The organism is Actinoplanes sp. NPDC051343 (assembly GCF_044455125.1).
In the GTDB taxonomy this organism is placed as follows: Bacteria; Actinomycetota; Actinomycetes; order Mycobacteriales; family Micromonosporaceae; genus Actinoplanes.
Genome location: NZ_JBITEL010000013.1, coordinates 200,897 through 220,343, shown reverse-complemented (window position 1 = coordinate 220,343; position 19,447 = coordinate 200,897). Strand labels below are relative to the sequence as shown.

At 71.0% G+C, this 19,447-nt stretch carries 17 protein-coding genes; 7 read left to right on the top strand and 10 right to left on the bottom strand.

Annotated features, from left to right (window positions below):
• Positions 1–85 precede the first annotated feature (85 nt).
• The gene (locus tag ACIA5C_RS36485; RefSeq protein ID WP_396063309.1) at positions 86–1,543 is read left to right on the top strand and encodes a polysaccharide deacetylase family protein; all 1,458 of its coding nucleotides are present in this window, start codon (positions 86–88) and stop codon (positions 1,541–1,543) included.
• 85 nt (positions 1,544–1,628) lie between these two features.
• Here the strand turns inward: ACIA5C_RS36485 and ACIA5C_RS36480 are convergent, their stop codons facing one another.
• Positions 1,629–2,435, bottom strand: a complete 807-nt coding sequence (locus ACIA5C_RS36480) for an Fpg/Nei family DNA glycosylase (RefSeq protein ID WP_396063307.1) — start codon at positions 2,433–2,435, stop codon at positions 1,629–1,631.
• Between the two features lie 158 nt (positions 2,436–2,593).
• Here ACIA5C_RS36480 and ACIA5C_RS36475 point away from each other — a divergent pair, with 158 nt between their 5' ends.
• The 4 genes from ACIA5C_RS36475 to rocD all read left to right on the top strand — a co-directional run bounded on the left by ACIA5C_RS36475 (position 2,594) and on the right by rocD (position 6,264).
• Positions 2,594–3,202 carry an ATP-dependent Clp protease proteolytic subunit gene (locus tag ACIA5C_RS36475; RefSeq protein ID WP_396063305.1) on the top strand — a complete coding sequence of 203 codons (609 nt, stop codon included), beginning with the start codon at positions 2,594–2,596 and terminating at the stop codon, positions 3,200–3,202.
• 120 nt (positions 3,203–3,322) lie between these two features.
• Complete coding sequence (locus tag ACIA5C_RS36470; protein WP_396063303.1) at positions 3,323–4,003, top strand: hypothetical protein; 681 nt, start codon at positions 3,323–3,325, stop codon at positions 4,001–4,003.
• A 243-nt stretch (positions 4,004–4,246) separates the two neighbouring features.
• Positions 4,247–5,053 carry a dimethylargininase gene (gene ddaH / locus ACIA5C_RS36465; RefSeq protein ID WP_396063301.1) on the top strand — a complete coding sequence of 269 codons (807 nt, stop codon included), beginning with the start codon at positions 4,247–4,249 and terminating at the stop codon, positions 5,051–5,053.
• A complete protein-coding gene (gene rocD / locus ACIA5C_RS36460; RefSeq protein ID WP_396063299.1) occupies positions 5,050–6,264 on the top strand; it encodes an ornithine--oxo-acid transaminase in 1,215 nt (404 codons plus the stop codon). Before ddaH ends, rocD begins: the two co-directional genes overlap by 4 nt.
• Here the strand turns inward: rocD and ACIA5C_RS36455 are convergent.
• Together ACIA5C_RS36455 and ACIA5C_RS36450 are read right to left on the bottom strand one after the other, a co-directional pair.
• Positions 6,254–7,408: an FHA domain-containing protein gene (locus tag ACIA5C_RS36455; RefSeq protein ID WP_396063297.1), complete on the bottom strand. Its 1,155-nt coding sequence runs from the start codon at positions 7,406–7,408 to the stop codon at positions 6,254–6,256. The genes rocD and ACIA5C_RS36455 overlap by 11 nt on opposite strands.
• A 35-nt stretch (positions 7,409–7,443) precedes the next feature.
• The gene (locus tag ACIA5C_RS36450) at positions 7,444–7,740 is read right to left on the bottom strand and encodes a 4a-hydroxytetrahydrobiopterin dehydratase (RefSeq protein ID WP_396063295.1); all 297 of its coding nucleotides are present in this window, start codon (positions 7,738–7,740) and stop codon (positions 7,444–7,446) included.
• A gap of 107 nt (positions 7,741–7,847) precedes the next feature.
• On the opposite strand from ACIA5C_RS36450, the gene ACIA5C_RS36445 reads away from it, so the two are divergent.
• Complete coding sequence (locus ACIA5C_RS36445) at positions 7,848–8,654, top strand: hypothetical protein (protein ID WP_396063293.1); 807 nt, start codon at positions 7,848–7,850, stop codon at positions 8,652–8,654.
• Here ACIA5C_RS36445 and ACIA5C_RS36440 read toward each other — a convergent pair.
• Together ACIA5C_RS36440 and ACIA5C_RS36435 are read right to left on the bottom strand one after the other, a co-directional pair.
• On the bottom strand, positions 8,651–9,706 hold the full coding sequence (locus tag ACIA5C_RS36440) for a 1-acyl-sn-glycerol-3-phosphate acyltransferase (RefSeq protein WP_396063291.1): 1,056 nt from the start codon (positions 9,704–9,706) through the stop codon (positions 8,651–8,653). The genes ACIA5C_RS36445 and ACIA5C_RS36440 overlap by 4 nt on opposite strands.
• Entirely contained in the window at positions 9,706–10,548 is an 843-nt protein-coding gene (locus ACIA5C_RS36435; protein WP_396063289.1) for a patatin-like phospholipase family protein, read from the bottom strand. Before ACIA5C_RS36435 ends, ACIA5C_RS36440 begins: the two co-directional genes overlap by 1 nt.
• A gap of 224 nt (positions 10,549–10,772) precedes the next feature.
• Here ACIA5C_RS36435 and ACIA5C_RS36430 point away from each other — a divergent pair, with 224 nt between their 5' ends.
• Positions 10,773–11,147 carry a VOC family protein gene (locus ACIA5C_RS36430; protein WP_396063287.1) on the top strand — a complete coding sequence of 125 codons (375 nt, stop codon included), beginning with the start codon at positions 10,773–10,775 and terminating at the stop codon, positions 11,145–11,147.
• Positions 11,148–11,234: 87 nt separating this feature from the next.
• Here the strand turns inward: ACIA5C_RS36430 and ACIA5C_RS36425 are convergent, their stop codons facing one another.
• The 5 genes from ACIA5C_RS36425 to ACIA5C_RS36405 form a co-directional block, all read right to left on the bottom strand.
• Positions 11,235–12,638 (bottom strand): chitinase, encoded by a 1,404-nt coding sequence (locus tag ACIA5C_RS36425; protein ID WP_396063285.1) that lies wholly within the window; start codon positions 12,636–12,638, stop codon positions 11,235–11,237.
• 49 nt (positions 12,639–12,687) lie between these two features.
• Positions 12,688–12,903 carry a hypothetical protein gene (locus tag ACIA5C_RS36420; protein ID WP_396063283.1) on the bottom strand — a complete coding sequence of 72 codons (216 nt, stop codon included), beginning with the start codon at positions 12,901–12,903 and terminating at the stop codon, positions 12,688–12,690.
• A 6-nt stretch (positions 12,904–12,909) separates the two neighbouring features.
• Positions 12,910–16,023, bottom strand: a complete 3,114-nt coding sequence (locus ACIA5C_RS36415; RefSeq protein WP_396063281.1) for a cyclic nucleotide-binding protein — start codon at positions 16,021–16,023, stop codon at positions 12,910–12,912.
• A gap of 219 nt (positions 16,024–16,242) precedes the next feature.
• Positions 16,243–17,814 carry a S1C family serine protease gene (locus tag ACIA5C_RS36410; RefSeq protein ID WP_396063279.1) on the bottom strand — a complete coding sequence of 524 codons (1,572 nt, stop codon included), beginning with the start codon at positions 17,812–17,814 and terminating at the stop codon, positions 16,243–16,245.
• A gap of 39 nt (positions 17,815–17,853) precedes the next feature.
• Entirely contained in the window at positions 17,854–19,440 is a 1,587-nt protein-coding gene (locus ACIA5C_RS36405) for a sensor histidine kinase (protein WP_396063277.1), read from the bottom strand.
• Positions 19,441–19,447: the final 7 nt, after the last annotated feature.

Genomic DNA, 19,447 nt, shown 5'->3' with positions numbered 1-19,447 from the left:
ATCTATTAGGCGTTACTACTCATCGTCAGGATGACATCACGTTTCTGGTCTCGCGAAAGATCTTGCAACACGGTACGCATGTCCAATGTCGCCGAGATCTCCCCGTTATCCGAGCCCGGCGTCCGGCGACGACGCTGCTCCTTCGGGCCGGCACCGCCGCCCGGAAACCCTCGCCGAGGTGGTCGCACCCCGCGCGGCGAAACCCGAGCCGGCCGACGACGAGCTCATGCTCACCCGGGCCGCTCTCACCGAACCCTCGGCGCTCTACCGCGCACTCTCCGAGCCGACGCCGTCGTCCCCGTTCCCGTCGCTGACGCCCCGGTCGAGGGCTGCCCGCTCCAAGCCGGCCTCATCGGATGAGACGCGCACCGATTCACGGTCGGCGGCGGCACGGCACGGCGGGGCCACCGGGCCGCGGCACTCCCGGCATTCCGGTGGCCGGTCGGAGACGCGCCGCCCATCGGCGACCGGCGCCCACCGGGCGCCCGGCACCCTGCCGATCGAGTCGTGGGTGCGGATCGGCAGGAAGCGCCAGCAGATCCTGCTCGCCTCGCTGGTCGCGGCGGCGCTGCTGGTGGTCGCGTACCCGATGCGCCAGCAGGGCATCGACGTGGTCGACGCGGCCGCCGCCCGCACGGTCGGCGTGCACATCGGCAAGAGCAAACCCAAGAACACCAAGGACACCAAGCCGGTCCACGGGACCGGTGCGGCCGATTCGCGTACGACGTCGCCGGCGCCCAAACCAAGCACCAGCGCCTCCGCCAAGGCGCCCGCCGCCGAGGTCAAGCTCCCGACCGGCGGCCTTGGACCGGGCCACTCGCTCCGGACGACCGGCAGCAAGGCGATCTCGCTGACCTTCGACGACGGCCCCGACCCGGTGCAGACCCCGAAGATCCTGGCGCTGCTGGCGAAATACCAGGTCAAGGCGACGTTCTGCCTGATCGGCTCCAACGTGCAGAAGCACCCCGAGATCGTCCGGGAGATCGTCGCGGCCGGGCACACGCTGTGCAACCACACCTGGGACCACAGCCTGACCATCGGCAAGGACAAGCCGGAAAAGATCCAGGCCGACCTCGAGCGCACCAACGCGGCGATCCGCGCCGCGGTCCCGGACGCGCCGATCCCGTTCTTCCGGGCGCCCGGCGGCAACTTCAGCGAGCGGCTGGTCGGCGTGGCCAAGGCGCAGGGCATGACCTCGCTCTACTGGCAGGTCGACCCGCGCGACTGGGACCACCCCAAGGGCGAGACCGACCCGGCGCACGTCACGCGGGTGGTGTCGGCGATCCGCAAGTCGGTGAAGCCGGGGTCGATCATCCTGTCCCACGACTTCAACCAGCCGGACACCATCGAGGCGTACTCGAAACTGCTGCCCTGGATCACGTCGAACTTCACGACGACGATCCCCCAGCAGACGTCCCCGCAGACGCCGCCGGCTCCCGCCACCGCCGCGCCCGGTTCCACCCCGACCGGTTCGGCCCCGCCCTCCACGCCGCCGGCCGGGGCTCCGCCGGCCGGAGCCGCCGACGCGGCGTCAGCCGGCTAACCGACGCCGGCGCGATCAGCGGGCCCAGCCACCTGACGTCGGCGCGCTGGCGCCCCAGCCAGCCAACGCCGGCGCGATCGGCGGTCTACGACTGGCAGGCCGGGCACCAGTAGAGGTTGCGACCGGCCAGCGGGCCCATGGCGACCGCGGTGCCGCAGATCAGGCACGGCTGGCCGGGGCGCCGATAGACGTACACCTCGCCGCCGTGCCGGTCGACGCGCGGCGCCCGGTGCATCGCCTCGGGGGTGTGCTCGGTGTGCACGGTGTCGATGCGCCCGCGGGCCACGCCCTCCTTCATCAGCGCGCGCAGGTCGGCCCAGAGCTCATCCCACTGCTCGGGGCCGATCAGCCGGCCCGGCGTCGTCGGGGCGAGCCCGGCCCGGAACAACACCTCGTTGGCGTAGATGAGGCCGCAGCCGGCCACGGTCGACTGGTCCAGCAGCAGCGCGAAGATCGGCTTGGTGCTGACCCGGATCTTGGCGCCGGACGGGCCCGGGTCGGCGTCATCGCGCAGCGGGTCGGCGCCGAGCCGCGAGCGCAGCCGGTCGATCTGCTCAGGGTCGAGGACTTCGCATGCGGTGGGGCCGCGCAGATCGAGCCAGTGCGTGTCGCCGGTCACCCGCATCCGCACCTGGCCCACCGGGTCGGGCACCGGCAGTTCACCGTCCGCGAACTTGCCGTAGAGCCCCAGGTGCACGTGCACGCTGAGATCGCCCTCGAAGTGGTGGAGCAGATGTTTCCCGTACGCCTCGGTGTCGCGCAGAAGGCGCCCGGTGACCGCCGACGCCCCGGCCGCGAAGCGGCCCTGAGGGCTCGCGACCGCGAGCCGTCGGCCGGCGAAGAGCTGGCGATGCCGCGAGGCGAGTCGATGGATGGTGTGTCCCTCTGGCACGGGGAGCAACGGTATCCGTCTTCTTCCACGTCTGGTTCTGCCGTCAGCGGATTCGCCCACAGGGGAATCACTGGGCGGAACGCAACGAGTCGGTAATGCTGGGGATCGAACGGCCGGTCGGATGTGTCTTTCCGCGGCGGATGCGAGAGGGTGAGCCCATGAGTGTTGACGAGTTGGCGATGCGGGGCGGCGGCGCGTCCTTCGACGATCAGGTCTTCGAGCGCCTCCTGCGCGAGCGGATCATCTTCCTCGGCAGCGAGGTGAACGACGAGGTCACCAACCGGATCTGCGCCCAGATGCTGCTGCTCGCGTCGGCCGACAGCGAGAAGGACATCGCGCTCTACATCAACTCCCCCGGCGGCTCGATCAGCGCCGGCATGGCGGTGTACGACACGATGCAGTACATCAAGAACGACGTCGCCACCTTCGCGATGGGCATGGCCGCGTCGATGGGTCAGTTCCTGCTCTGCGCGGGCGCGCCGGGCAAGCGTTACGCCCTGCCGCACGCGCGGGTCATGATGCACCAGCTCTCCGGTGGCATCGGCGGCACCGCGGCCGACATCGCCATCCAGGCCGAGAGCATGCTGCACATCAAGAACGTGATGAACGAGCGGATCGCCTTCCACTCCGGGCACACCCCGGAGGAGATCGAGCGGGACGCCGACCGCGACCGCTGGTTCACCGCGACCGAGGCCAAGGAGTACGGCCTGGTCGACCACGTGATCAGCAAGGCGACCCAGGTCGGCAAGCACGCGTCGCGCGTCTGACCTGGCTTTTTCCGGCACATCGCACGGGCACGCGGGTGAACCTGCGTGCCCGTTGTGTCGTTTGGCGACGTTCGGGGTAAGGGCTTGACATCCCCCGAATTCGTCAAGGAGGTGCTGGACGTGAGGATCCCGACGTTCTCCCGCCAGACCGATACTGCCGATGGCGCGGAGGCCGACCGTCCGGCCCCCCGCGGCTCGGCAACCACTCCCGTACGCCCGCGGCGCGAAAGCGACGCGACCACCGAGACCAATCTCCCGCCGACCGTGGCGCCTCCGCCGGCCAACCCGCCGACGATCGTTCCGCGACGCAGCGAGAGCGAGCGCGCGGCCAAGATCGACGACACCGCCGATCTGAAGCCGCCGGCCGCGCGTCCTCAGCCGGTCGGCCAGCGCGACTCTGACCAGCGCAGTTCCGACCAGCGGGATTCGGCCGATCTCCGGCCACCGGCAACCGAGCCGGTCGTTCCGGCCGGGCCGAAGCCCCGGTCCAGCATGCTGGCCACGCTCGGCCTGATCCTCGGTGTCGGGTCGGCCCTGCTGGTGCTCTCCGGCCCGCTGCTCGGTTACGGCATCGGCGTCGCCGTGGTGGCCCTGATCCTGTCGCTCAGCGGCATCCACGCCACCGGCAAACGGCACGTGGCCGGCAAGACCGACGCCCTCATCGGCATGGTGCTGGCGCTGGCCGCGATCGTGGTCGGCGTGCTCGCGCTGACCGGCTCGCTCAGCTGGCTCGGCACCGACATGCAGCCGGTAAACTCCGTCCGCCAGTGGCTTGATGCACAGTTTGTGAACCGCTTCTGAGGGTAGTTCATATTCGCGGGCGGCGATGCGCCAACCGCGATCTCGGAACCGGGACCCCGGCTGGCGGTTCCCGCCCCGAAACACTCCGGCGGTGCGCCGTCGTGGAGGGTGGCTCAATGAAGAGCCGCCCTCCACGTGTGTTTAACGAATCTTCGCCGCAACCGCCGATCACGCAATGATCGAACGCGGTGCGCAGCTTTTGAGCAGGGCATTCGTCGGCCCGTCCCGCATAGCGTTCTGGGCATGAAGGTCACCGCCTCGCCGCGCCGCTATCTGATGTGCCGGCCCACCTATTTCGCGGTCACATACCGGATCAACCCGTGGATGGATCCCACCGCGCCGTACGACAGCGCGCTCGCCGTCCGCCAGTGGGAGTCCCTGCGGCAGACCTACCTCGACCTCGGCCACACCGTCGACGAGATCGACCCGCTGCCCGGCCTGCCCGACATGGTGTTCGCCGCCAACGGTGCCACCACGGTCGACGGCCGCGTCCTGGGCGTACAGTTCCGCGACGCCGAGCGGGCCGACGAGGCCCCGGCGTACGCGTCCTGGTTCCGCGAGCGGGGCTTCGTCGTAACCATGCCCAAGCACACCAACGAGGGCGAGGGCGACATCCTGCTCGCCGGCGACGTGCTGCTGGCCGGCACCGGCTTCCGCACCTCGCACGCGTCGCACGCCGAGACCCAGGAAGTGCTCCGGCGCCCGGTGATCACGCTGCAGCTGGTCGACCCCAACTACTACCACCTCGACACGGCGCTCTGCGTGCTCGACGAGACCAACGTGGCCTACCTGCCGTCGGCGTTCTCGCCCGGCTCGCAGGCCGTACTCCAGCAGCTGTTTCCGCACGCGGTGATCGCCGACGCCCAGGACGCCGCGGTGTTGGGGCTCAACGCGGTCAGCGACGGCCGTACGGTGGTGCTGCCGGTCCAGGCCACCCATCTCGATGCCGAGTTGCGTAAGGCCGGTTACGAAACCGTCGGGGTCGACGTCTCCGAGCTGCGCAAGGCCGGCGGCGGCCCCAAGTGCTGCACGTTGGAGGTGCGCTCATGACCAGTGTCGACATGCGGACGCCCGGGGCACTCGAGGAAGCCGAGCGCTACACCGCCCACAACTACCACCCGCTGCCGGTCGTCATCGCCGAGGGCGACGGCGCCTGGGTGACCGACGTCGACGGAGGGCGCTACCTCGACTTCCTGGCCGGCTACTCGGCGCTCAACTTCGGCCACCGGCACCCGGAGCTGATCGCGGCCGCGCACGCCCAGCTCGATCGGGTCACGCTCACCAGCCGCGCCTTCGTGCACGACCAGTTCGCCGACTTCTGCCGTGGTCTGGCCGCACTCTGCGGCAAAGAGCTGGTGCTGCCGATGAACACCGGCGCCGAGGCGGTCGAGACCGCGATCAAGGTGGCCCGCAAGTGGGGCTACCGGGTCAAGGGCGTCGCCGACGAGCAGGCCGAGATCATCGTGGCGGCGGACAACTTCCACGGGCGTACGACGACGATCGTCAGCTTCTCCACCGATCCCGACGCGCGGGCCGACTTCGGGCCCTACACACCCGGGTTCACGGTCGTGCCGTACGGCGACCTCGAGGCCCTGGCCGACGCGATCACGCCCAACACGGTCGCCGTCCTGATGGAGCCGATCCAGGGCGAGGCGGGTGTGCTGGTGCCCCCGGCCGGGTTCTTCGCCGGGGTGCGCGAGTTGTGCACGGCCAACAACGTGCTGTTCATCGCCGACGAGATCCAGTCCGGGCTGGGCCGCACCGGCAAGACCTTCGCCATCGAACACGAGGGCGTCGTCCCCGACATGTACGTGCTCGGCAAGGCGCTCGGCGGCGGCATCGTGCCGGTCTCCGCGGTCGCGGCCGACCGGGAGGTGCTCGGCGTACTCAAGCCGGGTGAGCACGGCTCGACCTTCGGCGGCAACCCGCTGGCCTGCGCGGTCGGCGTCGAGGTGGTCAAGCTGCTGGAGACCGGCGAGTTCCAGCGCCGGTCGGCCGAACTGGGCGAACGCCTGCACACCTCGCTGGCCAAGCTGATCGGGCGGGGCGTGGTGGCGGTGCGCGGGCGCGGGCTGTGGGCCGGCGTCGACATCGACCCGGCGCTGATGACCGGGCGGGAGGCCTGCGAGCGGCTCGCCGAGCGCGGCGTGCTGGTCAAGGACACCCACGGCTCGACGATCCGGCTGGCCCCGCCGCTGGTCGTGACCGGCGGCGAGCTGGACCACGCGGTGGCCCAGCTCGAGGCGATTCTCAACCCGTGAATTTGCGCAGGGCCATCGTCGGAGCTTCGGCCATCACCGACTGGGGCTGGACGAGTCCGCCGGTGGCCCACATCTTGGACCGGCCGACGTTGACGCCGGCGTAGAGCTCGACGACGTCGGTCGCGCCGAGCGAGCGGGTCTCGCCGCGCTTCAGCGTGATCCGCTCGTCGTCGTCCGTCGAGCCGCCCGGGCGGATGCCGGAGCCGTTGGTGCTGACGTCCTGCGCCGTCAGCTCGCCGTTGCCGCGCAACTCGAACTGCACGTGCCCACGGCTGATCCACTTGCGGGCGTCCTCGGTCAGCCACTGGCCGAGCATGATGCCCTTGCCGCCCTCGGGCGCGCGGCCCACCACGACCGGCGCGTCGGCCGAGACGACGAAGCGCTGGCGGATCACGCCGTCGATGCGTACCGAGAGAACCTCGACCGGAGGTCGGGCCCCGGCGTCCTTGAGCTTGGACCCGTGCCGCGGGCAGGTCGGCACGCCGGAGCGAAGCGCCGGCGGCGGCTGAGCCACCGGGCTGGTGAAGGTGCGCATGTCGGAGAACGGGCTGTCCGGGTCGCCGCCCTGGCCGAAGCTCGAGCAGTTGGACTCGGGGCAGCGCCACACCCGGGCCAGCAGCCGCTCGCCGAGCTGGGAGCGCTCGGCCGGGCGGGGAGGCTCACCACGGCCGACCCGGGCCATCAGCACCGCGCCGCCGCCCTCACCGGCCACCGCGGCCAGCAGGCGGCCCGGCTCGTCGACCCACGGCCGCCGGTCGCGGACCTGGTCGCCGCGGGCCCGGGTGAGCACCGGCACGCCGAGCAGCTCGGCCACCTCGTAGACGCGGTCGTCGAGCTGGGGCACCACCTCGACCTTGCCGTCGTCGGCCCAGCGGCGGATCACCATGCGCTCGTTGGACGTCAGGTCGGTATCGGAGAGCAGGCCACGCGGGCAGACCACGTAGACCGGCGCATTCTCCTCCGCGACGTGGCGGCTGAGGGCGTCCACGACCAGGCCCAGCCGCACCGAGCTGGCCGGGCGTCCGCCGTCGAGATCGGCGTAGCGCACGATCTCCGACAGGTCGACCACCGCCCGGGCGAGAGCCGGGTCGATGGAAAGCCGGCCCTCGATGGCGTCGAGGACCTTGCTGACCTCGAATCTCAAGGTTGCTTCCTCCAGGTCAGGCGTCGGCGACGGCGTCAGGCCGAGGCGTCGGCGAGAATGCGGTCGATGCGGTTGGCCAGCGCGATGTCACGCGTGGTGACACCGCCGGCCGAGTGGGTCACGCAGCGGAAAGTCAGGGTACGCCAGCGAATGTCAATGTCCGGATGATGATCCATTTCCTCCGCGACCTCGGCGACCCGGTCGACGACCTGGATCGCTGCCGGAAAACTGCGAAGACCAATAGTGCGAACGATCGCCTCGGGACCGCCCTCCCAACCGTCGAGTACAGCGACGGCATCGCGCAGGGAATCGGCGTCGAGCAGCTCAGCCATGGTCCTGAGCTTAGTGCGGTCCACTTACCGTTTGCTGTGCGGCAGGTTCGGGCACATTCCCTCGCACGTTCGTCAATCCGGACGAACGGCGCGATGAAGGGATCTACATGCGCACACCACGGCTCGCCGGACTGGGCCTCGTGACGACGGCCGCGGTCGCTCTCGCGGTAGCCGGTTGCGACAACGCCTCCACCACCCCGAGTGGCGCGGCCAGCGCCCCCGCACCCACCGCGAGCTCGGCGGCGGCGTCGGCGGCCGACCCGGCCGCGGCTTCGCAGCTGGCGGCGGCCACGGCCAAGCTCGACCAGGAAAGTTTCAAGATCACGGTGACCTCGGGCGCCGGCTTCAAGCTGACCGGCGCGATCGACGCCCCGCACGGCGCCGGCACCGCCGACGTGACCGCCACCGGCCCGAACGCTTCGGTCAACATCAAGACGCTGCTGATCGACCAGGACCTGTACGTCCAGATCCCCGGAATCACCAAGAACAACAGCTGGACGCACGTCGACGGGTCACGCCTGCCGGCCGACGCGAGCATCGGGCTGCGGCCGGACCAGATCGACCCGGTCAACACGGCCAAGCTGCTCAGCTCGACCACGGACGTGCACTCGACCGGCTCCAACAGCTACGCCGGCACGCTCGACCTGACCAAGGCCGCCGGCCTCGCCGGCCTCAGCAAGGTCACGATCGACGGGTACGGCCAGGCTGCCTCGCAGGTGCCGTTCACCGCCGGGCTCGACGCGCAGGGGCAGCTGCAGGAGCTCAAAATCGACCTGCCCCCGGTCAACGGTCAGAAGACCGAGCCGATCGACGCGCTGTACAGCGGTTACGGCGCGCCGGTGACCGTTGAGCGGCCGGCGGCCTCGTCGGTCACCGAGGCGCCGGACAGCATCTACAAGGCGCTGGGCTCCTAGATCTTCAACCGGCGGGCGGCCCAGTCCGTGGTCAGCGGACGGGCCGCCGGCCGGTTCTCCTCGATCCAGCGGTCGATCCGGGCCCACCAGTCGTAGAGCCAGGCGACCCGCTCCTCCTCACCGGTCGGCACGTCCTGAGGGTCGACGCTCCAGAACCGCATCACCAGGCGCTTGTCCATCGGCAGCTCCCGCCAGACGTCCGCGACCGTCATCATCCGGTCGAGCCCGGTGTGCGCGACGAAAATCACTCCGGAGTCGGGCGCGGCGTCGATCGCCGCGAACAGTCCGGCGGGCTTCGGCGGCAGCACGTTCCGCAGGTTTTCCGCCTTTCGGGCGAGCACCGGCATGCCGTGCGACCGGAGCCACTGGATGGCCTTGATCCGCCGCCGCGGGGTGAAGTTGCCGCCCTCCGGGAAGATCACGAAGGCGTCGTTGTCGTCCAGCCCGACCGCCAGCTCGCCGACCTCCTCCTCGAGCGGGCGGGAACCGGTGCGACCTGGCGTGACGAAACGGTTGGGCAGCCGGTTGAGCAACACGTCGACCGTCGGATCCCACTGCAGGGTCGCCTTCAGCACGATGCGCGGCTCCCGGGCGAACCAGTTGACCAGCGCGTGGATCAGGATGAACGAGTCACCGGGCCCGGCGTGCCGGCTCACCACGATCTCGGGGCGGCCGGGCCGCGCGGTGTCCGGGTCGGTGCCGACGACGTCCACGACCAGGTGCAACGACCAGCGGGCGATCCAGAACAGGAACCCGAGGAACTTGCCGGTCACCACGTAGTGGGCGCGCTGGAAAGCCGGCGTACGGATCTTCCAGCCGAAGCCGGAGGCGACCCAGAGCGCGGCCAGCACGATCAGCGCCGAGGCGTCCCAGACCAGGTAGGCGATCGCCAGGAACATCAGCCGGGGCACCCGCAGATGGCCGGGCACCAGCGGCGACGCGATCAGGGCCAGCACCAGCCAGACCGGCAGCGAGACGAGCAGCGTCACGGCGAGCGCGACGACGAGGGGGCCGAGGAGGAGACGGCGGATCCACGAGGGGGGAGGCGGCATCAGTGCCCGCCGTGCACATTGGCGTGCAGGTAGCGGCGGGAAGCGGTGTAGGCCCGGCTGATCCGGCGGCCCACCCGCGCCATGTCGCGGTAGGCCCACGGGCTGTCGTCGCGGGACTCACCACCGCCACCGCTCGGCAGCACGTGCACCCGGACGTCGCCCGGCAGCGCCGACATCTCGCGGGCGAACCGATGCCGGCGGGCGATCTCGAACGCCACCTGAGCCACCTCCCACGGCCGGCGGGGCACGGTGAGAGGACGCTCGACCCGGCCCACCTGCAGCACGAAGATCAGCTTGGCGCCGACCCGCACCGCCTCCCCGATCGGGATCGAGTTGACGATCCCACCGTCCACATAGTGCTCTCCCTCGATCTCCATCGGGGGAAGCAGCCCGGGCACGGCCGACGAGGCGAGCACGGCGTCGACCAGCGGCCCGCTGTCGAACCAGTGCTCGGCCGCCCGCTCGATGCTGGCGGCGCAGCACCGGAACGGCACCTTCAGATCGGCGAACGTCGACTGCTCCCCCAGCTCACTCTGGAGAAGCCGGCGCAGCGGCAACGGCGAGTGCAGATGGGTGCGGGCCGCGAACCGCCGCAGCTGACGTCCGATCGAATCGCCGTAGACCTCGGCCGCCTCCGGCGACGTCCACAACCGCACCAGCCGATCGGTGATCGCCTCGCTGGGATCGAGCGCCACCAGCGCCCCGTTGACCGCGCCGATCGAAGTGCCGATCACCACATCGGGCCGGAACCCGGCCCGGAACAGCGCCCGCAGCATCCCGACCTCAACCGCGCCGAGCACCCCACCCCCGCCGAGCACGAACGCGACCGGACTGTTGACCATGCAACACATCGTGTCACGGCAACCCCGACGCGGCTCGGCTCACCGCCTCGCTTGCGGCTTTCTCCGGTACGCGGTGACCGCTAGTCTCGTGGTCGTGAACACCGGACCGGCGTCGAGCCATGCACAGACGGGCGATCCGGTGGACAGCTGACCGCCCGCGGCCCGCCGCCCACCCGTGCACCGACGAATCCGTCCGTGTCGAGTGTTTCGCGAGGTCAACCACCATGGCAGTCACGTTCAACCACACCATCATCGCGTCCAAGGACCGCACCGAGTCGGCCCGCTTCTTCCGCGAACTGCTGGAACTCCCCGAGGCGCCGTCCTGGGGCCTGTTCACCAACGTGCAGCTCACCGACGGCGTACTGCTCCAGTTCGCCGAGCCGCCGGTCGACATCCAGATGCAGCACTACGCCTTCCTGCTCGACGACGACCTGTTCGACCGCGCCTACGCCCGGCTGAAGTCCCAGGACGTCACGCACTGGGCCGACCCTCAGATGAAGCGGCCGGGCGAGATCAATGACGAGCACGGCGGCCGCGGCGTCTACTTCAAGGACCCGGCCGGCCACGCCATCGAGCTGATCACCCGGCCTTATCTGTAACAGCGCAGGTCGCCCGGTCGGGGCGAGCGTTCCGGGCGCGCCAACGCCCCGCTCGCCCCGGCCGGTGGTCAGGCATTTCCAGATCGGTCAGCCGATACTCTTGATGTACGCGCCGTTCTGGTTCTGGAACTCGTAGCCGTTGAAGTGGTCCCAGTTGATCGACCAGGTCATCAGGCCGCGGAGGTCGCTGTGTGCGCCGCCGCGGAGGGTGTAGCCGCCGCAGTTCGTGCCCTTGGCCAGGCAGCCGAACGCCTGCTGGACGGCCGCCGGGGCGACGTAGCCATTGCCGGCGTTGACCGTGGCCGGGGCGCCGAACGCGACCTGGTCGGGGCGCAGCGCCGGGAACATGCTGGCCGTGTTGCCGGCGACCGGGAAGCCGGCCACCAGCATGTCGGTCATGGCGATGTGGAAATCCGCGCCGCCCATGTTGTGGTACTGGTTGTCCAGGCCCATGATCGGGCCCGAGTTGTAGTCCTGGACGTGCAGGATCGTCAGGTCGTTGCGCATCGCGTAGATGACCGGCAGGAACGAGCCGGCCCTCGGGTCCTGGCCGCCGAACGGCCCCGAGCCGTAGAACTGGTAGCCCAGCTGGACGAAGAACGTCTCCGGGGCCATGGTCAGCACGAAGCCGGCGCCGTAGCGGGCCTTGAGCGACTTCAGCGCGCTGATCAGGTTGACGATGACCGGGGTGGTCGGGTTTTTGAAGTCGGTGTCGCCGGTGTTCAGCGACAGCGAGTGGCCCTCGAAGTCGACGTCGAGGCCGTTCAGGCCCCACCGGTCGATGATCGCGCTGACCGAGCTGACGAACTTGTCGCGGGCCGCGGTGGTGGTCAGCTGGACTTCACCGTTGGCGCCGCCGATCGAGAGCAGCACCTTCTTGCCCGCCGCCTGCTTGGCCTTGATCGCGGCCTGGAAGTCGGCGTCGGACTCGACGCCGGGGCATTCGCTCGCCGAGCACCGGGTGAAGTGGATGTCACCGGAGGTCGCGCTCGACGGCTCGCCGAACGCCAGGTCGATGATGTCCCAGTTGCTCGGTACGTCGGACATCTTCATGTAGCCGGAGCCGTTGGCGAACGTCTCGTGCAGGTAGCCGATCAGGGCGTGCTTGGGGATGCCCGTGTTAGGAGGAGGCGGCGGCGGAGTGGTGGGCGGAGCAGTCGTCGGCGGAGCAGTCGTCGGCGGGGCCGTGGTGGGTGGGGCAGTCGTCGGCGGGGCTGTAGTGGGCGGCGGCGTGGTGCCGCCCCCGCAGGCCCCGCCGTCGGCCCAGACGTCCCACTGGCCGGAGTGCGTGGCGGGGGACTCGTTCTGGGTCCACCACTTGGCGGAGTAGTTGTGTCCGTTCTGGGAGGCGGTGTTGCCACCCACGTAGACGGCGGTCGCGCTCCACGCCGGCGCGCACGCGGTCGCGGCGCTGGCGGACGACCCGAGGTACACGGTGGTGCCGGCCGCCGCGAGGACGGAGGCCACGGCGAAGATCATCGATCGGCGCATGGCCAATTATTAGGACTGTTAACTGAAGTTGTAAATAGATGAACGAGGATTAGTCGAGTTCGGGCATCGGCACCGGCTGCGGCCGGGGCCGGCACGTGCCGCACTGGACGGCGTCCTCGACCACCAGGCCCTCGGCCCGGTCCCGCTCCAGCGACCGGGTCACCTGCAGGAGGTAGGGGCCGAAACGGGCGTGGTCCGCGCAGACCGCGCGACCGCAGAAGCGGCACGTCGCGCGGGCCTGTTCGGAGCAGAACCAGCAGAGCACGGAGTCTTACTCCCCTTCGCTCGGAGGAGTCGTGGGGGCGGTCGTCGGCGGCGTCGTCGGCGCGGTGGTCGCCGGCGTCGTCGGCGCGGTCGTCGGCCTCGTGGTCGGCTTCGTGGTCGGCCTCGTCGGCGGCCGGACCGTGTGAGTCACCGCGGGCTTCGTGGTCTGTGTGGCCTCGACCGGCGGCGTGGTCCTCGGGGCAACCGTCGTCGGCTCCCCGGTCGGCGTCGGCAACGTCATGGTCACGCTCGGTGCCACCGACTGGACCGGCGCGACCGACGCCGAATCGGACGGCAGCGGCGCGTCGAGCGCCGGGTCCGGCGTCTCCGACGCGGGCGGGGTCACCGCCACCCCGTCACCGCAGCCGAGCGTCTTGTGCGTGGCCCTGGCCGGGGTCGTCCCGATGGTCACCTTGCCGGTCGACACGGAGTCGGCGGCCGGTTCGACCCAGAACCAGGCCGCCGTCGTCGCGCTCACGTCGTTGCGCGCGCGGGCCACGGTCAGCGCGAGCGGCTGGTATGCCCCGCTGGTGCCGGCCGTGTCGGCGAGCACGCGCCCGGACTGGAGCGTCAGCACGGCATGCACCGTGCGGGAACGCCCGCCGTCGACGTCGAGCTTGCCGATCTGGGCCTGCGCCCCGCCGCAGAACAGCGCCGCCGCTCCGCCCGGGAAGGTCAGCCGGCCGCGCGCGCCGACCGGAACACTGATCTGGGTGCCGTCGCCGACGTATCGCCGGTCGCCCGGGGCGAGCGTGACCGCGTCACCCGCGACCACGACCGTCATCACGCCGCTGTCGACGGTCAGCAGGCCCTTGTCGGACGGCATCTCGGCCCAGGCCGGCCCGGAACGCACGCTCAGGCCGGCCAGCACCAGCGCAACCACCAGGACGCCGGCCACCAGCCACCACAGCCGGCGCTCGAAACGGCGGTCGACCTCGGCGTCGTTCTCCTCGGGCGGCGGGCCGGGCGGCACGGCCAGCGGAGGGTACGAGTCGGGGCTGACGACGCTCGGTGCCAGTGCACCCCGCACGCTGACCACCGGGATCGACGAGCCCGGGCGGTGAGTGGCCCCGACCAGCGGGGGCAGGTCGGAGGCGTCCGGGACGACCCAGAGCCGCACCGGGGTGCGAGCCTGCGCGACCATGCCCGGGCTGCCGTCGCCGACCGGGCCGATCAGGGTGCCCCGGCGCAGTTCGATGTCGTCGGCCATGGCGATCACACCCGACTCGACGACCACGGCGTGGGTCGGGCCGGGCAGGATCACCGGCGCGCCGGCCTCCAGGTCGACCGGGTGGGCCGAGGCGATCAGGGCCAGCCGCTGATCGACGGCGAGCGCCGCGAGCGCCGGGGTGTCGGCGAACAGGGCCTCGGCCTCGAGCAGGTCGTCCGGCGGCGGGCCGGGCAGCGGGCCGACCACGGTCGCGACGGTGGCGGCCGGGATCGAGAGCGACGTGGTGCCGGCCGCGTACCAATCGAGCTGGGTCGCACGGCCGCCCAGTGCGTTGACCAGGCCGACCACGCCGCCCGGGCCGACCTGGTGGCGGATCGTGCCGGGCGGGTCGCCGGGCTTGCGCGCGTGCAGCGTGCCGTCGACCACGACGTGGACGGCCGACTGGGCACCGCCGGCCAGCACCAGCTGGCGACCGGCCGGGGCGTGCACCCAGCGGGCCCGCGAGGCCAGGCCGTGCAGCGCCGGCTCGGGCAGGCCGCCCAGATCGGAGGCGAGCAGGGCGGCCAGCCGGCGCGGGGTGTCGCCCTCGCGGTCGTTCTCGGCCGAGCGCTGCCGCGCTCCCCGCCAGGCCCGGGTGGCCCGGCCGAGCAGAAAGTAGATCGGCCGGGCGAACAGGCCGACCACGATCAGCAGGAGCAGCAGGACGCCGCCGAAGCCGGCGTGCCAGAGGCCGGTGACCAGACCGTCGACCCGGTCCGACCAGATCCGCACGGCCAGGATCGCGGCGACGGCCAGCCAGAGCACGGCGAGCATCCCGTACAGGCCGATGATCCGGCCCTCGCGGTCGAGCACCGACCAGCGCGGCGGTCGGCCACGCAGCCGGCCGCCGATCCACGAGAGCGCCCGGCCACGCAGCTGCGGGATCTCGAGCCAGTCGCTGAGCAGATAGTGGCCGTCGAGCGGAAGCAGGGGGCTGAGGTGCAGGAACGCGTTCAGGTACCACAGGAAGGCCAGCTTGAAGGCCAGCCCACCGAGCATCGGCAGCGCGTACCCGATCGTCTGCGCGAGCCCGGCCAGCATCAGCGAGCTGAGCGGCCCCACCGCGGAGACCAGCATGCGGGCGCGGCGGCCGGCCATCCAGGCGTCGGCGGTGTCGAGGAAGAACGACGGGATGCCGAAGTAGAGGACGAAGCCGCCGGCCGGTACGTCCCGGCCGACGTGCTTGGCGGCGAGCGCGTGGCTGAGCTGGTGACCGGCCACGACCAGCACGTTGAGCAGGATCAGCACGACCGCGCCCAGCAGGTATGACCCACCGGACAGGAACAGCGACTGGCCGCCGCGGATCCAGGTCAGCGCGAACAGGCCCAGCCCGGCCACGACCAGCAGGGCCTGCACGGCCGCGGCGACCTTGCCGAAGAAGAACCGGCCGCCGGCCCGGTAGAGCGAGGTGGCGAAACCGTCGGCGTCGAACACGAGCGTGCGGCGGCCGCGGGCGGTGCGCTCGGGGTCTTGGTGCTGCATCTCATCGAGCGGCCGGAACGCGTCCATCGGCAGTTCGTCGAGCATGCGGTGGCCGGCCAGGTCGGCGACCACCCGGCGGACCTCGTCGGGGGCGAGCCGGCCGGCGATGCGGGCGAACTCGGCGACCAGGAGGGTGACCGTGCTCGAGCCGTCCATCAGGAGCGCGAGCTGCCACTCTTCGGGGGTGAGCCGGAGGTAGCCGGGGCGGCTGCCGTCGTCGGGCGAGCGCAGCATGATGTAGTCACCGCCGCGCACGGCGGTCATCTGCATGGCTTCGATGCCGGCCCGCAGCACCGGGCGCGCCCGGGCCGGGTTGAGGCGGTCGACGACCGCACCCCAGAGACCGGGGTCGGTGGGGCCGGTGGGCTCGCCGGGCGCCCGCCCGGCCAGCGCCTCCCAGACATTCGTCCGGGTATCGACGTACGTCAACTCAGGGTGCCTCTCCGTGCGCCGAATCCGCGGTTGGCCTCAGCGGGATGGAGATTAGGCCGTCGCCCACGCGGAGGGCGAGTCCCCCGTGCCGAAAAATCATGGATTGCAAGATAAGTCCTGAATAGCGGCATACCGCGCGTCCTATACAGGCGTACGGCGGACGGTGTGACAACCCCCTTGTCACACCGCCCGCCGCATCGGGGAGGAGAAGCTTTCCTACTGGGCCTCGGCCAGCGTCACGCTGACCGTCTTCTTGGCGCCGTTACGGGTGTAGTCGATCGTCATCTTCTGCCCGACCGAGCCGCCCTGGATGGCCTGGACCAGATCGTCGGCGCCGTTGATCGCCTTGCCGTCGACCGCGGTGATCACGTCGCCCTGCTGCAGGCCGGCCTTCGAGGCGGCGCTGTTGGCGGTGACGCTGCTGACCAGGGCGCCGCCGTTCTCCGCGTCGGCCACGCTCACGCCGAGGGCCGGGTGGGCGGGCTGCTTGCCGGCCGCCAGCTGCTGCGCGATCGAGGCCGCCTTGTCGCTCGGGATGGCGAAGCCGAGGCCGATGTTGCCGCTGCCCTGTCCCTGGGTCGCGATCGCCGAGTTGATGCCGATGACCTCACCGTTGGTGTTGACCAGCGCGCCGCCGGAGTTGCCCGGGTTGATCGGGGCGTCGGTCTGCAGCAGGCCGGACATCGAGGTGGTGCTGCCCTGCTGCTGTTGCTGCTGGCCACCGCCGAACGGGTCGCCGCCCTGCTGCTGTTGCTGGTCCTCGCTGCTGGACTGGATCGTGCGGTCCTTGGCGCTGATGATGCCGGCGGTCACCGAGCCCTCGAGGCCGAGCGGGCTGCCGATGGCCAGAACCGTGTCACCGACCTCCATCTTGGCGCTGCTGCCGAACTTGGCCGCGTGCAGGCCGCTGACCCCGGAGGCCTTGACCACGGCCAGGTCGTCACGCTGGTCGGTGCCGATGATGTCGGCCGTGACCTTCTTACCGTCGGAGAAGATGACGGTGACCGTCTTACCCTGGGCGGTCGCCACCACGTGGTTGTTGGTGACGATGTAGCCGTCGGCGGAGAAGATCACGCCCGAACCCTCACCCGACTGGGTGGTGATCGAGACGACGCTGTCCTGCACCGACGAGGCGATCTGGGCCAGCGAGGAACGGTCGACCACCCGGGTCACCGACGAGTTGCTGGTCTGGATCGCCGGCGGGTTGCCGTCGTTGTCGATGGCCAGTGCCGTGGCGGCGCCGACCCCACCCGCGGCGAGAGCGATCAGCACGGCCGCGGCGCCGGCCGCGAAGATCTTGCGGCCCCGTCCGGGCGGCGACGGCGGCTGCTGCGAATCGGTGCCGACCGGGTGGGCCCAGGTCGCCGTGGTGCCCTCGGCACCCGGCTGCTGGCCGCCGGCGGCTGCCTGCTGCTGGGACCATGCGGCATAGGCCGAATGCTGCGCGTACGGCTGCTGGTAGCCGGGGTGCTGCTGGTAGCCGCTGTAGCCCGGGTGCTGCTGCCCATACGGCATCTGAACGGTCGGGTGCTGCTGCTCGTGAGCCTGCGGCTGCTGCCACGGCGACTGAGGTGGCGACTGGGGCGACTGGGGCGACTGGTTCCAGCTGCCGACCGGAAGAGGGGCGCCGGGCTGGGAGGCGGTCGGCTGCTCCGGCTCTGCCCGCTCCGGGTTGCCGCCCTCCGGGCCGGCACTGGCCGGTGCGGCGCTCTCCGGGCCGGTGCTCTCCGGAGCCTTGCTCTCTCCGGCGGCGTCCGCGGGTCGCGGGTCGGTCTCGTTCTCGTTCATGTCACCCACCTTGCCCCGCCGTTCTCGAATCGACCTGTGTTACCCCTGGACATTTTCTGTGAAGCCTTTATCGGGATTTAGCGTCGGCAAAGTAACCCGGAAGGTGGCGCCCTGCCCGGGCTCGCTCAGCACCTCGACGCTGCCCTCGTGGGCCCGCACGATGGCCGCCACGATGGCCAGGCCGAGCCCGGTTCCGGTGGCCTCCCGCTCGGTGTGCCGGGTGCGGGCCTCGTCGGCCCGATAGAACCGTTCGAAGACGCGCGCCCGCTGCTCATCGCTCAGGCCCGGCCCGTCGTCGCTGATCTCCACCACCGCGCGGTCACCCGGCGCGGCGTACAGGCGAAGGGTGATCGCCGCCTCCGGCGGCGTATGCACCAGGGCGTTCGTCATCAGATTGCCGATCACCTGGCGCAGGCGACCGTCATCGCCGTACGCCACCAGGCGCTCCGGCTGGTCGGAGATCTCCAGCGTGATCGTGCGGTCGGGCGCGGTCGCCTCGGCCGCCTGCACCGCGTCGATCGCGAGCACCGGCAGCTCGACCGGGCCGAGCGTGAGTGGGCGTTCCCGGTCGAGCCGGGCCAGCAGGAGCAGGTCCTCGACCAGCAGGCCCATGCGGGCCGCCTCGTCCTCGATGCGGCGCACCAGCCGGGCCACGTCGTCGGGATTTCTGACCGCGCCCTGGCGATAGAGCTCGGCGAAGCCGCGGATGGTGGTCAGCGGCGTGCGCAGCTCGTGCGACGCGTCGGCGACGAACTGCCGCATCTTGGCCTCGGACTGCACGGCGCGGCCTTCGGAGAGCTGGGCCGCCTCGGCCGCCTGCTTGGCCTCCGCCTCGGACCGGGCCCGGGCCATGAACGCGGTTTCGATCTGGGCCAGCATGGCGTTGAGCGCACGCGAGAGCCGGCCGAGCTCGGTGGTCGGTGCCCCGTTCGGCTCGTTCTCCGGGTCGATGACGCGCTGGGTGAGATCACCGTCGGCGATCCGGGCCGCCGTCCGCTCGATCTCGAGCAGCGGGATCAGGCTGGCCCGCACGATGGCGGCGCCCAGCGAGGCGAGCGCGATCAGCACGCCGACGCCGACCAGCACGTCGACCCAGATCAGCCGGGTGGTCGCGTCCTCGATGCCGGTCATCCGCTGGCCGACGTGCAGCACCGAGTCGTTGTCGAGGCGCTCGACGAGGATGCGCCACAGGTATTTGCCGTCCGTCGACCGCGCCGTGTAGGCGTGGCCGGCGTGCTCGTTTACCTGGTCGACGCCCTTGGCCAGGGTCGGGAGGTCGGCCAGCGTGAGCTTGCCGCTGCCGCCGTAGATCACCGGGGTGGCGCCGACGCCGCTGACCGAGCGCACGGTCAGGAAGTATTCCGGCGGGATGACCTCGGCCAGCAAGGAGAGCTGCAGGGTGCTTCCGGTCCAGCCGGCCGCCTGTTGCGCATAGGCCTGCAGCTGGGTGTCCATCCGGCCGATCAGGAAGCTGTGCAGCGCGTAGGTGCTGGCCGCGCTGATCAGCGACAGCGCGGCGAACACCAGCGCCAGCACGGCCGCGACCAGCTTGGTGCGCAGCGGTACCCGGCGCAGCTTGGGCTGCTGAGTCGCGACGACATGCCGGATCCGCTCGGTGACGGTCACCGAACGC